Source organism: Undibacterium hunanense, assembly GCF_014284335.1.
Lineage (GTDB): Bacteria > Pseudomonadota > Gammaproteobacteria > Burkholderiales > Burkholderiaceae_D > Undibacterium > Undibacterium hunanense.
In genome coordinates, this window is sequence record NZ_JACOGF010000008.1 from 22,276 (window position 1) to 38,914 (window position 16,639).

The 16,639-nt window shown below is 51.6% G+C and carries 11 protein-coding genes; 9 read left to right on the forward strand and 2 right to left on the reverse strand.

Annotation, left to right across the window (positions count from 1 at the left end; genetic code table 11):
* Positions 1–155 precede the first annotated feature (155 nt).
* Complete coding sequence (rpsT, locus tag H8L32_RS15755; protein ID WP_186948220.1) at positions 156–422, reverse strand: 30S ribosomal protein S20; 267 nt, start codon at positions 420–422, stop codon at positions 156–158.
* Between the two features lie 301 nt (positions 423–723).
* Between rpsT and H8L32_RS15760 the strand changes: the two genes are divergently transcribed.
* Positions 724–1,317, forward strand: a complete 594-nt coding sequence (locus H8L32_RS15760; protein ID WP_186948221.1) for a GNAT family N-acetyltransferase — start codon at positions 724–726, stop codon at positions 1,315–1,317.
* Between the two features lie 46 nt (positions 1,318–1,363).
* Positions 1,364–2,533: a vWA domain-containing protein gene (locus H8L32_RS15765; RefSeq protein ID WP_186948222.1), complete on the forward strand. Its 1,170-nt coding sequence runs from the start codon at positions 1,364–1,366 to the stop codon at positions 2,531–2,533.
* A gap of 802 nt (positions 2,534–3,335) precedes the next feature.
* Here H8L32_RS15765 and H8L32_RS15770 read toward each other — a convergent pair.
* Positions 3,336–4,163: a response regulator gene (locus tag H8L32_RS15770; protein ID WP_186948223.1), complete on the reverse strand. Its 828-nt coding sequence runs from the start codon at positions 4,161–4,163 to the stop codon at positions 3,336–3,338.
* 149 nt (positions 4,164–4,312) lie between these two features.
* Here H8L32_RS15770 and H8L32_RS15775 point away from each other — a divergent pair, with 149 nt between their 5' ends.
* The 7 genes from H8L32_RS15775 to H8L32_RS15805 all read left to right on the forward strand — a co-directional run bounded on the left by H8L32_RS15775 (position 4,313) and on the right by H8L32_RS15805 (position 15,857).
* Positions 4,313–6,304, forward strand: coding sequence for a DNA topoisomerase IV subunit B (locus tag H8L32_RS15775; protein ID WP_186948224.1), 1,992 nt, complete (start codon positions 4,313–4,315; stop codon positions 6,302–6,304).
* A 57-nt stretch (positions 6,305–6,361) separates the two neighbouring features.
* Positions 6,362–8,689, forward strand: a complete 2,328-nt coding sequence (gene parC, locus H8L32_RS15780; RefSeq protein WP_186948225.1) for a DNA topoisomerase IV subunit A — start codon at positions 6,362–6,364, stop codon at positions 8,687–8,689.
* A gap of 229 nt (positions 8,690–8,918) precedes the next feature.
* Positions 8,919–11,963: a PAS domain-containing sensor histidine kinase gene (locus tag H8L32_RS15785; protein ID WP_186948226.1), complete on the forward strand. Its 3,045-nt coding sequence runs from the start codon at positions 8,919–8,921 to the stop codon at positions 11,961–11,963.
* Positions 11,960–12,580, forward strand: coding sequence for a response regulator transcription factor (locus tag H8L32_RS15790; protein WP_186948227.1), 621 nt, complete (start codon positions 11,960–11,962; stop codon positions 12,578–12,580). Before H8L32_RS15785 ends, H8L32_RS15790 begins: the two co-directional genes overlap by 4 nt.
* 199 nt (positions 12,581–12,779) lie before the next feature.
* Entirely contained in the window at positions 12,780–13,175 is a 396-nt protein-coding gene (locus H8L32_RS15795) for a response regulator transcription factor (protein WP_230412259.1), read from the forward strand.
* 112 nt (positions 13,176–13,287) lie between these two features.
* Positions 13,288–15,006: a methyl-accepting chemotaxis protein gene (locus tag H8L32_RS28180; RefSeq protein ID WP_186948228.1), complete on the forward strand. Its 1,719-nt coding sequence runs from the start codon at positions 13,288–13,290 to the stop codon at positions 15,004–15,006.
* Between the two features lie 95 nt (positions 15,007–15,101).
* On the forward strand, positions 15,102–15,857 hold the full coding sequence (locus H8L32_RS15805) for a carbonic anhydrase (protein ID WP_186948229.1): 756 nt from the start codon (positions 15,102–15,104) through the stop codon (positions 15,855–15,857).
* Positions 15,858–16,639 lie beyond the last annotated feature (782 nt).

Consider the following 16,639-nt stretch of genomic DNA (forward strand, 5'->3'; position numbering starts at 1 on the left):
GACATATGCACCTTAAGAGCCAATGCCTGGAACAACGACGAGAATAGCAAAGTAAAAAAGCAAAAAACCGCAATACATTGCGGTTTTTTTTCACTTCAGGCTACGCTCGGCAGTATGCACTACCAAAGCGAAAGCTTTGCAAGCAGGCTTAAAAATTAAGCAGCCAGTGCTTTCAAAGCAGATGCCAGGCGGCTCTTATGGCGAGCTGCCTTGTTTTTGTGAATGATTTTCTTGTCAGCGATACGGTCGATAACCGATACGGAGCTTTGGAAAATTGTAGTTGCAGCAGCTTTGTCACCAGCTTCGATTGCTTTACGAACAGCTTTGATCGCTGTGCGCAGCGTGGAGCGCTGGCTGGAGTTGTGTGCATTCAGTTTAACTGCTTGACGAGCACGTTTGCGTGCTTGTGCGGTATTTGCCATGAGATTTCCTAAACGTGGTCAAAGCGACGAGGTCAAAACATTTGATTAAATGCCACGTCGCAAAAATTCTATACAGCTTTGCAGTATAACTGGATTTATTTTTGTTAGCAAGCATTCCTGTTGAATCTTGCAACAGACGTGCCGATTTGTCGCGATAAAGCGAGATTTACGCAACTGTCATGCTCAATAAATGCCTGACTGTATCTATGCGCAGGAGGTGAAACGATGCAAAACTAGCAGTCAAGGCCCTATTTTACCGCCGACTTGCCTGCCCCACCCTTTTTATATGCGAAAGCCGCCCATGAATTGCACACCCCTGACCTTACGCGGAAAACACGTCACGCTGGAGCCGCTGGAACAGCATCATATCGCCGACATCCAGGCCGCCGCTGCCGACGGCGAATTATGGAAGCTGTTTTTTACCTCGGTCCCGGCCCCAGAGAATACCCAGAACTGGCTCAATATCGCGCTGGAAATGCAACAGCAGCAAAAAGCCGTGCCCTTTGTCGTGCGCGAAAACACCAGCGGCCAGATTATCGGTGCCACCAGATACTGTAATATGGACATCAATAACAAACGCCTGGAAATTGGCTACACCTGGTACGCGCAGCGTGTGCAGCGCAGCCCGGTGAATACCGAGTGCAAGCTGCTGTTACTGGGCCACGCCTTTGAAGAATTTGGCTGTATTGCCGTCGAATTCCGCACTGACTGGTTCAACCGCCGCTCGCAGGCCGCGATAGAACGCCTGGGAGCCAAGCGTGATGCTGTCTTGCGCAATCACATGATTTTGCCCGATGGCCGCATCCGTGATACGGTGGTATACAGCATCCTGAATTCTGAATGGGCGGGTGTGAAAAAGAATTTGCAATACATGCATACCAAATATGAAGCGTAGTACGTACGAAGCAAAGTACAAGCGCTGAACCTATGGAGACTGACAAGTGCTGATCGATTTTTTCTTTACCCTGAAAGACGCCAAGATCCCGGTATCCATCAAGGAATTTCTGATGCTGCTGGAAGCCATGGAAAAAGGCCTGGTCAGCATGTCGCTCGACGACTTTTACTTTTTGTCCCGCACCATCATGGTCAAGGATGAGGCGCATTATGACAAGTTCGACAAAGCCTTTGGCCTGTATTTCAAAGGCATAGACACCATCTTTGAAAAGCGTCCCGACATTCCGCTGGACTGGCTGACAAAGCGCATGGAACGCGAATTGACCGATGAGCAAAAAGCCGCCATCGAGAAATTTGGCTACGACAAGCTGATGGACAGATTGCAGGAACTGTTAAAAGAACAAAAAGAGCGCCACGAAGGTGGCAGCAAGTGGATAGGCACAGGCGGTACCTCGGCCTTTGGCAATGGCGGCACCAACCCCGAAGGCATACGCATAGGCGGCAAAGGCGGCAGCCGTACCGCAGTCAAGGTATGGGAAGAGCGCTCTTTCCGCGATTATGACGATGAACGTGAACTCGGGACCCGCAACATCAAGGTCGCCCTGCGCCGCCTGCGCAAATTCGCACGTCAGGGTGCAGAAGAAGAGTTGGCACTGGACGCTACCATCAAGGCCACCGCAAATAACGCTGGCTACCTTGATATCAAGATGCAGCCAGAACGCAAGAACAATATCAAAGTACTTATGCTGCTGGACGTAGGTGGCACCATGGACGACCACATCGCCCAGACTGAAGAATTATTCTCCGCCGCCAAGACCGAATTCAAGAACATGGAGTTCTTTTATTTCCACAACTGCGTCTACGATTACCTGTGGAAAAACAACCGCCGCCGTCACGCAGAAAAATTCCCGACTTGGGATATCTTGCGCAAATACACCCCCGACACCAAGGTCATCTTCGTCGGCGACGCCACCATGAGCCCGTACGAAATCTTGCAGGCTGGCGGTTCCGTCGAATACAACAACGAAGAAGCCGGCGCCACGTGGCTACAACGCTTCACATCCGCCTTCCCCAAATATATATGGCTCAATCCTGAACCTGAAGGCCTGTGGCAATACCGGCAATCGATCTCCGTCATCAAGCAGATCATGAGTAACCGCATGTTTCCAGTGACGATAGAGGGGCTGGAGCGGGGGATGAGGTTGTTGAGTAAGTGAGGTTTAGCGGCGCAGGAGCACAACAAAGCAACATAAATTCCGGTCGTAATAACGTTGGGGTTGCGGTTGGTTTTGACGTTGGGGTTGCTTTTGACGCTGGGGTTGCTTTTGACGCTAATCCGCTTGGGCCCTGTGTCCCTGAAGGGAGATACATCGCCTTGCAAGGCGATGTTGTTGCGCAGGCGGAATGCATGCATTCCGAATTCCCTGCTACACCGTAGCAATTTGTGCGTCACAGAAAATGGATCAGAAAGCTTCGTGTTTGAGCCGAAGGCGAGTTTCGAAGCTTTCCCATTTTTTGTGATGCACAAATTGTGCTGAAGCGTAGCGTAAGCACCCGAAGGGCAAGTCTGCGGTCGCCTTTCTTTGATTCCTTTCTTTGGCGAAGCAAAGAAAGGAATTCGGCCGCCGGGCCGAGACCCGGCCTGTGTCCACGAAGGATAATCGGTTTAATTAACGACGAAAGCATACAACGAACGCCACTAGGCTCCAGCCTGCGCTGGAGCGACGAAGCCATGATTGCCGTTAATTACCCAAAACCCGGCCTGTGCCCACGAAGGGCAATCGGTTTAATTAACGACACAGCATACAACGAACGCCGCTGGGCTCCAGCCTGCGCTGGAGCGACGAAGCTATGATTGCCGCTTATCGAAAGATACCCATCCCCACCCTAACCCTCCCCTTGAAGGGGAGGGAATTTCAATTGGAATGATACTTACAGCAACAGCCACTTAGACCTAGCACTGCAAACTCCATCCTTCGCCGAAGCGACAAAGCAACAAATGCCGGAAACAGACCAAAACTACCTCAACTCCAAAAACTTCTGTATCGTCGACAACACCTGCTTACGCGACAAAGGCTTGGTCAAAAACCCCTCACAACCCGCCTGTTGCGCATTAGCAACTTTATAAGTAAATGTCTTATCCACCAAAAAAATCACCGTCGTCCTGCGGTCCGTGTTTTGCTTTTTCAGCTCGCTACACAGGCGATACGGGTCCAGCCCCGGGGTAGAGGTGTTGATCATGGTCATTGCATGACGGTTGTTCTTGTCCAGCATCAGGGCGCTGCGTTCGTCGCAGGCCAGGGTGACTGAAATATTGTATCTGTCCATGATCATGGCCACATATTCGCGGAAACGCATGTCTTTATCGACGATCATGATGCCACCACGGGTAACTGTGGGGCGGCGCATCTTCTGGTAATCGATGGGGTCGGTCAGATCCAGGTCCAGGCGTTCACGGCGACGGCGTTCTGGAACGGCGACAGCGCTATAGGCACTCAGGGTGGTCAGTAACAACTGGCGGCGATCGACCAGTTCATCCAGCACATCAAACAATTTGCGCCAGCGTATGGGGCGCGGCATGAATGGATAAGGCAAACTGATGGTGGTTTTACCAATAAGCAACACTGGCTGTGCATCACCCAGATTTAAGTCCGACAGGGTCGCCAATGCTTTAATATCCTCTGCATTGACAATATGCAGGTCCGGATCTTGTAGACTACCGGTTTTTAAGACCAGATAGCGGTAACCCTTCTCGCGAAGAACGGCAAGAACGGTTGAAAAGGTTTCTTCCTCTTTTGGGGAAAATCCAAGCAGTCGGATCGCGATCGTTGGAGTTTTTGTTGACATCGTTTTTCCACCTACTTATTGCGGCTACAATCATTGCAGCTACAATAGCTGCAAAAACGCTGCCAGAATACAGCTTTATTCTGCCAGCCAGAGAAAAAAATTGCAAAATATCATCACAAGATTAACCAAAACAACAGATTTTCATTCGCATGGCCACTAAAAAAAATACTTCTCCGTCCGACTATAGCGAATCATCCATCCGAGTACTCAAAGGCCTGGAACCGGTCAAACAAAGACCGGGGATGTATACCCGCACCGAAAACCCGCTGCATATCATCCAGGAAGTCATCGACAATGCTTCAGACGAGGCATTGGGCGGACATTGTAAACACATTCTCGTCACCATCAATGCCGACAGCAGCATCAGCGTTGAAGATGATGGCCGTGGTATCCCGGTCGGCCTGCACCCTGAAGAAGGCGTGCCCACGGTAGAAATCGTCTTTACCCGCCTGCATGCCGGTGGCAAGTTCGACAAGGGTTCTGGCGGTGCGTATGCATTCTCCGGTGGCTTGCATGGCGTTGGTGTGTCGGTCACCAATGCGCTGTCGAAGCGTCTGGAAATCACGGTCTGGCGTGAGGCTGGCCTGCACCAGCTGACTTTTGCTGATGGTGATGTGATAGAGCCGCTGCGCAGCCAGCCACTGGCACGCGGCGATAAAAAGAGCGGTACCCGCGTCACCATCTGGCCGGATGCCAAGTATTTTGACAGCGCCAATATCCCACAGGGCGAATTGCAACGCCTGCTGCGTTCCAAGGCAGTACTGCTGCCCGGCGTCAAGGTCACCCTGACCCATGCCAAAACCGGCGAAAGCCAGACCTGGCAATATGACCAGGGCTTGCGCGGCTATCTGACGGAAGCCCTGGCCCAGTCTTCGCATGGCGAACCTTTGATCCCGCTGTTTGAAGGTGAGCAGTTCGCCACCTCTGAAAGTGAGGGCTTTGCCGAAGGCGAAGGTGCATCGTGGGTAGTAGCCTGGACGGAAGAAGGCAATGTCGTGCGTGAATCCTACGTCAACCTCATCCCTACCCCGGCTGGCGGTACGCATGAATCCGGTTTGCGTGAAGGCTTGTTTGGCGCCGTCAAGAGCTTTGCCGAAATGCATTCGCTGCTGCCAAAAGGTGTGAAGCTGTTGCCGGAAGACGTGTTTGCCCGCGTGTCTTTTGTCTTGTCCGCCAAGGTACTGGACCCACAGTTCCAGGGCCAGATCAAGGAAAGGCTGAATTCACGCGATGCGGTGCGCCTGGTATCGTCATTCACCAAACCACCGCTGGAACTGTGGCTGAATTCCCACGTTGAATACGGCAAGAAGCTGGCTGAACTGGTCATCAAACAAGCCCAGTCACGCCTGCGTTCAGCCCAGAAAGTCGAAAAGAAAAAATCTTCCGGCGTAGCCGTCTTGCCAGGCAAGCTGACGGATTGCGAATCCAGCGACCTTACCCGCAATGAACTGTTTCTGGTCGAAGGTGATTCTGCCGGTGGCTCTGCCAAGATGGGTCGTGATAAAGAATTCCAGGCTATCTTGCCACTGCGCGGCAAGGTATTGAATTCATGGGAATCTGAACGTGACCGCCTGTTTGCCAACAATGAAATCCACGATATCTCGGTGGCCATTGGTGTTGATCCACATGGTCTCAATGAAATTGCCGACATGAGCAATCTGCGTTATGGCAAGATCTGCATCCTGTCAGATGCGGACGTGGACGGCTCGCACATCCAGGTTTTGTTGCTGACGCTGTTTTTCAAACATTTCCCGCAACTGATCGCGCGCGGCCATATCTGCGTAGCACGTCCACCGCTGTTCCGTGTTGATGCACCTGCGCGTGGCAAAAAACCGGCGCAGAAAATCTATGCCCTGGATGCGGGCGAGTTGACTGCAATAGAAGATAAATTGCGCAAGGATGGTGTCAAGGATGGCGCATGGGCTATTTCCCGCTTCAAGGGCCTGGGCGAGATGAATGCCGGCCAATTATGGGAAACCACCATGAACCCAGACACACGCCGTCTGCTGCCAGTCTCGCTGGGTGAATTTGATCAGGCATTTTCTGAAGATCGTTTCAATATGCTGATGGGCAAAGGTGAAGCCGCCGCCCGCCGTGCCTGGATGGAAGAGCATGGGAATACTGTTGAAGCCGATATCTAATCAGCACCCTGCCGCGAACAGAATCGAACACTAGCATCAAAAATACGAAAAAGAATTATGAGCGAACAAGCAAATTTATTTGATCAAGCCCCACCACCACCCAGCGATGGTGAAGCACTGACCCTGGCGACTTTCGCCGAACGTGCCTATCTGGATTACGCCATCTCGGTCGTCAAGGGCCGCGCCCTGCCCGATGTCTGCGATGGCCAAAAGCCGGTACAGCGCCGCATTTTGTATGCGATGAATGAACTGGGCCTGAACTCTGCTGCCAAACCGCGTAAATCCGCCGCTGTGGTGGGTGATGTACTGGGTAAGCTGCATCCGCATGGTGACCAGTCTGTGTATGACGCCCTGGTACGTATGGCGCAAGACTTTTCGCTGCGCTATCCGCTGATCGACGGCCAGGGCAATTTCGGCTCACGCGACGGTGACGGTGCAGCGGCCATGCGATACACCGAAGCCCGCCTGACACCGATCTCGCGCTTGCTGATGGATGAAATCGACCAGGGTACGGTGGATTTCCAGCCCAACTATGACGGCACCACGGAAGAACCCAAACTACTGCCCAGCCGCCTGCCCTTTGTCTTGCTGAATGGCGCATCCGGCATTGCGGTTGGTATGGCAACAGAAATCCCTTCGCATAACCTGACTGAAGTAGCCAAGGCCGCCGTGGCCCTGATACGCAACCCGGCCATGAAACATGCCGAGCTGATGGAATATATACCCGGCCCGGATTTCCCCGGTGGCGGACAAATCATCACGCCGCAGTCCACCATCAATGACATGTATGCCACTGGCCGTGGCAGCATGAAGGTGCGGGCGCGCTGGAAGATAGAAGAAATGGCACGTGGCCAATGGCAGGCCGTAGTGACAGAACTTCCACCAGGCACGTCTTCACAAAAAGTGCTGGAAGAAATCGAAGAACTGACCAATCCAAAAATCAAGCTGGGCAAGAAAGCCCTGTCACCGGAACAACAGGCACTGAAACAGGTCATCCTGTCTGTACTGGATACGGTACGCGATGAATCAGGCAAGGATGCACCGGTACGCCTGGTACTGGAACCAAAATCCAAAAACCAGGACCAAACCGAGTTCATGCAAATGCTGCTGGCGCATACCTCGCTGGAAACATCGGCTTCGATCAACCTGGTGATGATAGGTGGCGATGGCCGCCCGCGTCAGAAAGGTTTGCTCGACATCATCACTGAATGGATATCTTTCCGCTTTACGACCGTCACCCGCCGTACCCAGTTCCGTCTGAAGAAGGTGGATGACCGCATCCATATTCTGGAAGGCCGTGAAGCGGTGCTGTTGAATATCGACAAAGTCATACGCATCATCCGTGAATCTGATGAGCCCAAACCGGCGTTAATGCAGGCGTTCAAGTTATCTGATCGTCAGGCTGAGGATATTCTGGAAATCCGCCTGCGCCAACTGGCCAGACTGGAAGCCATCAAGATACAACAGGAACTGGCGGAACTACGTAAAGAGAAAGCGAATTTGCACGACCTGCTGGACAATCCATCCTCGATGAAGCGCATGATCATCAAGGAAATCGAAACCGATGCCAAGCAATATGGTGATGCCCGCCGCACCGTGATCGAAGAAGCCGCCAGGGCATCGGTAGAACAAAAAGTGATCGATGAACCGGTGACTGTCGTCATCTCTGAAAAAGGCTGGGTACGTGCCCGTACCGGCCATGGCCATGACAATGCCCAGTTCACCTTCAAGGCTGGCGACAGCCTGTACGGCACGTTTGAATGCCGCACGGTAGACCAGATGCTGGTGTTTGGTTCCAATGGTCGTGTGTATTCCGTGCCTGTCGCTGCCCTGCCCGGTGCCCGTGGCGATGGTGTACCGGTCACTACGCTGATTGACCTGGCACCCGGCTCGAAGATACTGCATTACTTTGCCGGCAGTGCTGATATCAGCCTGCTGCTGTCCTCCAGCGCCGGCTATGGCTTCACCGCCAAACTGGGCGACATGGTGGGTCGTATGAAAGCCGGTAAAGCCTTCATGACACTGGAAGAAGGTGACCTGCCACTGCCACCGGCCATTGTCGCCGGTGACGCCAGCGCGATTGCCTGCCTGTCAGAAAAAGGCCGCCTGCTGGTATTTGGTCTGACAGAAATCAAACAACTGTCCAGCGGTGGTCGTGGCGTCATCCTGATGCAACTGGAAGACAAGGAAAGCCTGCTGGCCGCCCAGGCCATCAGCCAGCGCGGCGTACGCGTCATCGGCCTGGGCCGTGGTGGCAAACCACAGGAAGTCAGCCTCAGTGCCAGCGGCCTGGGCATCCACATCGGTACCCGTGCACGCAAGGGCAAGGCGCTGGAAGCCAGGATCAAGGCCAGCGGCCTGCAAAGGATAGCAGCGAAGGAGTAATCCCAGCAGCAATCAGAATGATACAGGATCATTCCGCTCATTCCATCTTGTTGCGCTCTTGTTGCGCTCTTGTTGCGTTATAGACTTCATTCAGGGAACGGTCCCCTGAATGAAGTTTCATCCCCCACTGTATTGCATTATGATTTACAAACAGAGCACCTGTTCGTACACTAAATCGCATACAGGATACTGACACCGCGCGAGTCGATGAGTGAAAGGGATGACGTCAATGACTGATCAAGCCAGGCCCCTGGCAGGACACCAAGGGCACACACTGCATCAGCATTTTTACCAGCATTCAGCCCAGGCACACCTGGCTATTGCAGCAGACGGTACAGTCATGCAGACCAATCTGGCTGCAGGAGCACTGTTTGGCATTGCCTCCCGGGCTTTGTTGCAGCAAAACCTTTATCCTTATTTCTTTGACGCAGACGCTGTCACCTTCGACCAGGTGTGCCGACAGATCATGCTTACCGGCAACACGCAACAATGTGAGTTGCGCGTCATGAGAGCAGACCGCTATCCGCTCTTGCTGCAATTCAGTTGTGAAAGACTGGATAACGAAGACAGTACACAATGGATCAGCATCTGTTTATCGGACATCAGCAAACGACAAAATCCCGGAATGACCTTGCCCGAAGGAGAGCAACTGAGCCGGCTCATTGCCAATAATATTCCTGGCATGCTGGGGTATTGGACCAACGATTTACATTGCACCTTTGCCAATCAGTCCTATCTGAGCTGGTTTGGCCGCAGCATAGATCAAATGCGCAACGTCAGCATGCGAGACCTGTTTGGTCCGGAGCTGTTTCAAAAGAACATTGCCTATGTAAATGGCGTTTTAAACGGCATGGACCAGGAATTTGAACGTTCATTAATCAAAGCCAATGGCGACATTGGTCACCTGTGGACGCAATATATTGCGCACAAGGTAGATGGTGTGGTGCTTGGTTTCTTTGCCCTGGCGACGGATGTCACTGTGTTGAAGCGCACCCAGACCGCATTACTGGAAAGCGAAAAGCATTACCGCACACTGGCAGAAGACATGCCCCTGTTTGTGAGCACTTTCTTGCCTGATGGCACCCTGACCTATGTGAACAAGTTATTGGTCAATTCCATGGCATCTACGCGGGCGAAGCTGCTTGGCAAGAATTTCTTTGATTTCTTGCTACCGGACAACGGAACAACCGTAAAGACACAGTTGGCAGCACTCACGCATACACAGCCATTTGCCACCCATGAACACTGCTATCCCGCGTCGAATGGCGACCATATCTACCATCGCTGGACAAGCCAGGCATTCTTTAATACGCATAATGAACTGATTTCTTTCCAGGCTGTGGGCGAGGACATCAGTGCCTATAAAAAGGCGGAGAAACAATTGCGCGTCAGCGCCAACGCCCTGAAAGCGATTTCGCAAGGCGTTATCATCACCGATAGCAACAGCATTATCCGCTCTGTGAATTCTGCATTTTTAACGATCAGCGGCTATACAGAAGCAGAAGTAATCGGGCAATCCTGCAAATTCCTGCAAGGACCAGAAACAGATCAGAAGACCAGGTCAGCGATTCGCTTCGCCATCGACAACCAAACCGCCTTCACCGGTGAAATCCTGAATTTCCGGAAAAATGGAGAGGCATTCTGGAATGAGCTGAGTATTTCACCGGTACACGACAGATCGGATGACACGGCTGATTTTATCGGCGTTGTGCGCGACATCAGCATACGCAAGCAGACCGAAGCAGCCCTGCTGGACAGTGAAGCAAAAAACAGCGCCTTGTTACAGGCAATACCCGATCTGATTTTTATCATCGGGCATGACGGCACTTACCTCGATTTTCATGCTCCCGGGCCAGAGCTCATGTTCGACAGGCCCGCAAACTTTCTGCATCAAAAATTACCGGATGTCTTGCCGGCCCATATCGCCAACGATTTCATGCGCGCCATCAACACCGCGCTCAGCAGCGGCACAGTACAGGAGATCCAATACAGCTTGCCCGGTACCAGCGGAAAAGAGTTGATCCACGAAGCGAGGATAGCGCCCAGTAACCCGGATACCGTAATTGCCATCATTCGTGACATCACGGACATAGAACGTGAACGCCGCCAGCATGAATTACAATTGAACCAGCGCTTGCAGGTCAGCGAAAATGATTTGCGCGACATACAGCAAAGCCTGACACTGGCAAGTGATGCGGCGAACCTGGGAGTCTGGATACGCGACCTGAAGCGGGATGAAATATGGGCATCACCACAATGGCGTGCCATCTTTGGTTTTCAGCCGGACCAGTCTCTGGGTATCGGCGATGTACTACAACGCATACATCCTGCTGACCTGAATTCAATGCAGCAACTGACGCGCAACTTTCATCTGCACAAGCAGTCACGCTACCAGGCCGAATTTCGTATCAGGCTGGAAAATGACAAAATCCGCTGGATTTCTGCAATCTGGCAAGTGGAATTTGACGACAAACAAAATGCAAAATTCAGTCGCGGCGTGGTGCTCGATATTACCTCGCGCAAGCAGGCCGAACTAGAACTTGAACAGAAACGGGTCGAAGTCACGCACTTGTCGCGCGTCGCCACACTGGGTGAATTATCAGGTGCACTGGCGCATGAATTGAATCAGCCACTGACCGCCATACTGAGCAATGCCCAGGCAGCGCAGCGTTTCCTGATGCGTGATGATGTTGATCTGAATGAACTGCGCGAAATTTTGAAAGATATCATCGATGAAGACAAACGCGCCGGAGAAATCATTCATCGCCTGCGCCAGTTGTTCAACAAAAATGAAACCCAGACTCAGGCGGTAGACATCAATGCCCTGGCAGTGGATGTCAGCCGCCTGTTACGCAACGACATGATCAACCGTGGCGTCAATCTGATCACCGAATTCAATTGCATGCTGCCACAAGTTGTTGCAGACCCTGTGCAATTACAGCAGGTGCTCATCAACCTGATCATCAATGCCTGTGATGCCATGTCAGATCTTGATGTCCGGGACAAGACCATCATCGTCCGCACCACAGACCGTAAAGACGGGTATGTCGCTCTCAGTGTCATTGATCAGGGGCCAGGCATCGCAGACACAAGCATACTTTCCGTGTTTGACGCCTTTTATACCACCAAAGAAAAAGGCATGGGCCTGGGTTTATCCATTTGCAAGAATATTATAGAAAGCAACCACGGCCATATATGGTGCGAAAATAACGCTACCGCAGGTGCCAGTTTCCATTTCCGTTTGCTGGCCAGTGACCGTCAGGATACGCCATGACTACCAAGCCCCGTGTTTTTCTGGTTGACGACCAGGATGCCATATTAAAAGCCTTATCCCGTCTGCTGATATCGGCAGAACTGGATGTCACCAGCTTTCACTCGGCGCAAGACTTTCTCGACAGCGGCAATACCAACGCACCAGGCTGTCTGGTGCTTGACCTTGCCATGCCCGGCATGACCGGCATGAACCTGCAACAGCAGTTGGTCAGTATGTCGAGTGATCTGCCAATCATCTTCCTGACAGGCAATGGCAGCATCGATAGCAGCGTACAGGCCATGAAAATGGGGGCGCAAGACTTTCTGACCAAGCCCGTTGACAGTGACAAGTTGCTGGCCGCCATCCAGACAGCTTTTGCCAGCAACCAGCAGGCACGTCAGGTACGTGCCGAACGCGATGATGTTTCTCTCCGCATCGCCTCTCTGACACCACGCGAACACGAAGTTTTGCTATTGATTTCTGAAGGCAAACTCAACAAGCAGGTGGCTGACCACATGGGTATTGCAGAAAAAACCATTAAAGTCCATCGCGCCAGAGTCATGAGTAAAATGGGTGCAAAATCACTTGCTGCCCTCATTCACCAGATGGAAAAACTGAAAAAATCAACGCTCAGCTAAGGTAACAAAATACTAAAATACCAGGCAGGAACTGCCGTACCGCATTACCGCATGAGCAGGACAATACCTCTCCAATAAATCCCCATTCTGTGCCAACCAGCACTCTTCACCGCCACTTCCGGGCTGCGGCATGTTTGTTGCCGCCCAACGATATACGACCAAGGTCCAATACCACTGAAAACGGTCAGGTCATATCATCATGCCCATGAGCAACAATACGACATGGATAGCAGTCATTGATGATGAAGAAAGCATTCGTCGTGCCTTGCTGCGCCTGTTCCGGTCAGTCGGGCTGGATGCGCAAGCGTTTGAAACAGGAAAAGCTTTTTTATCAAGCTTGCAAGATCGCCAGCCTTGCTGTGTCGTACTGGATTTACATATGCCCGAGATGTCAGGTTTTGCCGTCCTTGATGAACTTCAAGCTATTGCGCCAGATATCCCCGTCATTATTCTGACAGCACATCAGATTACGGCTGCCCACGTGAACAACAGCTTGTCTTCCGCCGTCGCGATATTGCAAAAACCAGTCAATGACCAGGCATTGTTACAGACGATTGCAGGTGCAGTAAGAACGCTTCATTTTGATCAAGCCTGAACTCAATTTTAAAAAACAGCATTCGATCATCTTTGTATTCCAGCAGTAATAGAAACAATAGCAGCACATATCAGGCAACAACATTTTGCAAACAAAAACTTCGAAAGCATTTATGAAACTCGCAAATTTACGCATAGGCACACGACTTGGCGCAGGCTTTGCCCTTGTACTGATATTGCTTCTGGGTGTCGCGTATCTTGGAATACACGGAATGAACCGTTCCAATGAAGCTTTGCACCATGTAGTGGCTGTCAATGTAAAGAAAATAGAAGTGCTTGAAGACATGTCGAAATCTGTACATATCGTCTCGCGTGTCATCCGCACGATTGCCCTGCTTTCAGACGAAGCCAGGGCAAACACCGAACACAAGAAAATTGATGATGCACGGGCACGCTATAACACCGCACTTGCTGCACTGGAAAAAATGCCACTTGATGAAGCCGGAAAAGCTTTTATCACAAAAATCAAGGAAGACCAGATTGCAGCCAGAACACTGAATGACAAGTTTGCCGACATGGCCAAGACAAACAGAGATGAAGCCACGCTATTTTTGTTGAAGGAAGCAGGGCCTGTGAATACCAAATGGCAAGATGCGATTCAGGAATTTATTGATCTCCAGGAAAAGAAAAATCAAAGCGACGAACAAGCAGCCGCTGCCGCTTATCAGTCCGCATTCAGCATGATGATCATCATCACCGGCATCGCTTTTGTTGCAGGTGCCGGCATTGCCTGGTTCAGTACACACACCATCACGGCACCGATTGCTATTGCCGTGAATGTGGCAAAGACCGTCGCCAAAGGAGACTTGACCAGCGATATCCAGGTGACGTCGACGGATGAGACAGGTCAGCTCATGCAGGCGCTGAAGGACATGAACGACAACCTTGTCAATATTGTTGGCAAGGTGCGTAGCGGTACCGATACGATCACAACAGCCACTGGCGAAATTGCATCCGGCAATCTGGATCTTTCATCAAGGACAGAACAACAGGCCGGCTCTCTGGAAGAAACCGCATCTTCCATGGAGGAATTGACATCCACAGTCAAACACAATGCAGCCAATGCCCGGGAAGCCAATCAACTGGCCATTTCAGCATCTGAAGTCGCCGTCAAAGGTGGTGCAGTCGTCACAGAAGTAGTCAACACGATGGGGTCCATCAACGCCTCATCGAAAAAGATCGTCGATATTATCAGTGTGATTGACGGCATTGCCTTCCAGACCAATATCCTCGCATTAAATGCCGCTGTCGAAGCGGCACGCGCAGGCGAACAGGGCCGGGGCTTTGCCGTGGTAGCCAGTGAAGTACGCACACTGGCACAGCGCTCAGCCGCAGCAGCCAAGGAAATCAAAACCTTGATCAATGATTCTGTCGAACAGGTTGACATCGGTTCCCGCCTGGTCAATCAGGCCGGTTCAACCATGGAATCTGTCGTATCCAGCATCAAAAACGTCACCGATATCATGGGTGAAATCACGCTCGCAAGTCAGGAGCAAACCTCCGGTATAGAGCAGGTCAACCAGGCAGTGACACAAATGGATGAGACGACACAGCAGAATGCAGCGCTGGTGGAACAAGCCGCCGCTGCCGCAGCCTCACTGGAAGAACAGGCACATATCCTGGCAGAGGTTGTCAGTGTCTTCAAAATGCCGGGCAGTCAGGAAACATCATTCGCGACTCCGGAAGTCCATCGCCATAAGGCCGCCGTCTCAACTGCAAGAAAGCATGTTAACCACAACAACCAGACGAAACACCTGCCCAATAATGTGCGCTCTTTCAAACAGGCTTCATCAAGCCATAGCGACACGGCCGGTGAATGGAATGAATTTTAACATTATTACTTATTTGATAATGTATTTTCATAAATATTTATTAATATCATAAAGTCTTGCCCCCGATTGATCCATTTTTTAAAAAAGAGAGAAAAATGAATAAAATAATCAATACAACATTGGCTGGCCTTTTGGTCTTTTCTGTCAACGCCGCACAGGCCGACGACAAGCCACATACCCCGCACTGGAGTTACGAGGGCAAGACTGCACCGGCACACTGGGCCGAACTGGACGCAGCCAACAGTGCCTGCAAAATCAGTAAAGAACAATCCCCTATCAATATCATTGACAGCAACACCAAAAAAGCGACCCTGCAGCCTCTGGATTTCAAGTACGTCAGCAGCAGCGCAGAAGTGATCAACAATGGTCACACCATCCAGGTCAGCTTGCCTGTGGGCAACAGCCTGAAAACCGGCGATGAAGAAGCCAACCTGCTGCAATTCCACTTCCACACACCCAGCGAAGAAAAAATCAATGGCGTCAACTATCCCATGGTGGCGCATTTCGTTCACAAACTGCCAGACGGTAAATTGTCTGTCGTTGCCGTGCTGTTTAAAAAGGGCAAGGAAAACGCCGCCCTGGCTTCTGTATTTGCAGCCTTGCCTGCCGAAGGCAAACCCACTCCTTTAAGCAGCTTCGACCCTTCAGCCGTCCTGCCAGAAAAACGCGCGTACTACAAATTCGCAGGCTCGCTGACAACACCACCATGCAGCGACGGCGTGCGCTGGCAAGTGCTGAAACAACCTGTCGAACTCTCAAGCAGCCAGATCGCTGCCTTCCACAAACTGTACAAAATGAATGCGCGTCCGGTGCAGCCATTGAATGGGCGGGTGGTTGAGGTGAGTGAGTGAGTGAGGTGGGCTTGCTCCATCCTGACGGTTTGCAAGCAGCGATGAACAGCTTGGGATGGAAATGCGCTTCTTTTGATCATATCGTCGCTCCAGCGCAGGCTGGAGTCTGTCGGGTTTGATCCCGGCGGCGTTTGTTGTCTATCGACCCAATTGAAATTCCCTCCCCTTCAAGGAGAGGGTTAGGGTGGGGATGGGTATCTTTCGATAAGCGGCAATCATAGCTTCGTCGCTCCAGCGCAGGCTGGAGACTGCCGGGCTGACGCTCTAGTGTCTGTCGTGGCATATTGTGTTTTGTGTAAAACGATTGCCCTTCGTGGACACAAGCCGGGTCTCAGTCAATCAATAGCAATCATCATATCGTCGCTCCAGCGAAGGCTGGAGCCCAGTGTCTGTCGTGGTATGCCGTGTCGTTAATTAATGCGATTGCCCTTCGTGGACACAAGCCGGGTCTCAGTCAATCAACAGCAATCATCATATCGTCGCTCCAGCGAAGGCTGGAGCCCAGCAACGTTCGTTGCGTGCCGTACTTTGGTTAAATCTATTACCCTTCGTGGATGCAAGCCGGGTCTCGGCCCGGCGGCCGAGATACTTTCTTTTGCGTCGCCAAAAGCAAGTATCCAAAGAAAAAGCGACCGCAGACTCGCTCCCTGCGGGAGTGCCCATTTGTGTAGTGCAGAAAATGGCTTCGTCCCAAGCGGATTGACGTCAAAAACAGCAACAACTTCAACAACAACCCCAAAATCAAAAACAACCCCAAAGTCAAAACCAACGTCAACACAACC

Excerpts from the sequence above, each read along its gene's own strand:
- H8L32_RS28180 (WP_186948228.1), top strand. The coding sequence starts at position 13,288 with ATGAAACTCGCAAATTTACGCATAGGCACACGACTTGGCGCAGGCTTT.
- H8L32_RS15760 (WP_186948221.1), top strand. The coding sequence starts at position 724 with ATGAATTGCACACCCCTGACCTTACGCGGAAAACACGTCACGCTGGAG.
- H8L32_RS15790 (WP_186948227.1), top strand. The coding sequence starts at position 11,960 with ATGACTACCAAGCCCCGTGTTTTTCTGGTTGACGACCAGGATGCCATA.
- H8L32_RS15805 (WP_186948229.1), top strand. The coding sequence starts at position 15,102 with ATGAATAAAATAATCAATACAACATTGGCTGGCCTTTTGGTCTTTTCT.
- parC (WP_186948225.1), top strand. The coding sequence starts at position 6,362 with ATGAGCGAACAAGCAAATTTATTTGATCAAGCCCCACCACCACCCAGC.
- H8L32_RS15775 (WP_186948224.1), top strand. The coding sequence starts at position 4,313 with ATGGCCACTAAAAAAAATACTTCTCCGTCCGACTATAGCGAATCATCC.
- H8L32_RS15770 (WP_186948223.1), bottom strand. The coding sequence starts at position 4,163 with ATGTCAACAAAAACTCCAACGATCGCGATCCGACTGCTTGGATTTTCC.
- H8L32_RS15785 (WP_186948226.1), top strand. The coding sequence starts at position 8,919 with ATGACTGATCAAGCCAGGCCCCTGGCAGGACACCAAGGGCACACACTG.
- H8L32_RS15795 (WP_230412259.1), top strand. The coding sequence starts at position 12,780 with ATGCCCATGAGCAACAATACGACATGGATAGCAGTCATTGATGATGAA.
- rpsT (WP_186948220.1), bottom strand. The coding sequence starts at position 422 with ATGGCAAATACCGCACAAGCACGCAAACGTGCTCGTCAAGCAGTTAAA.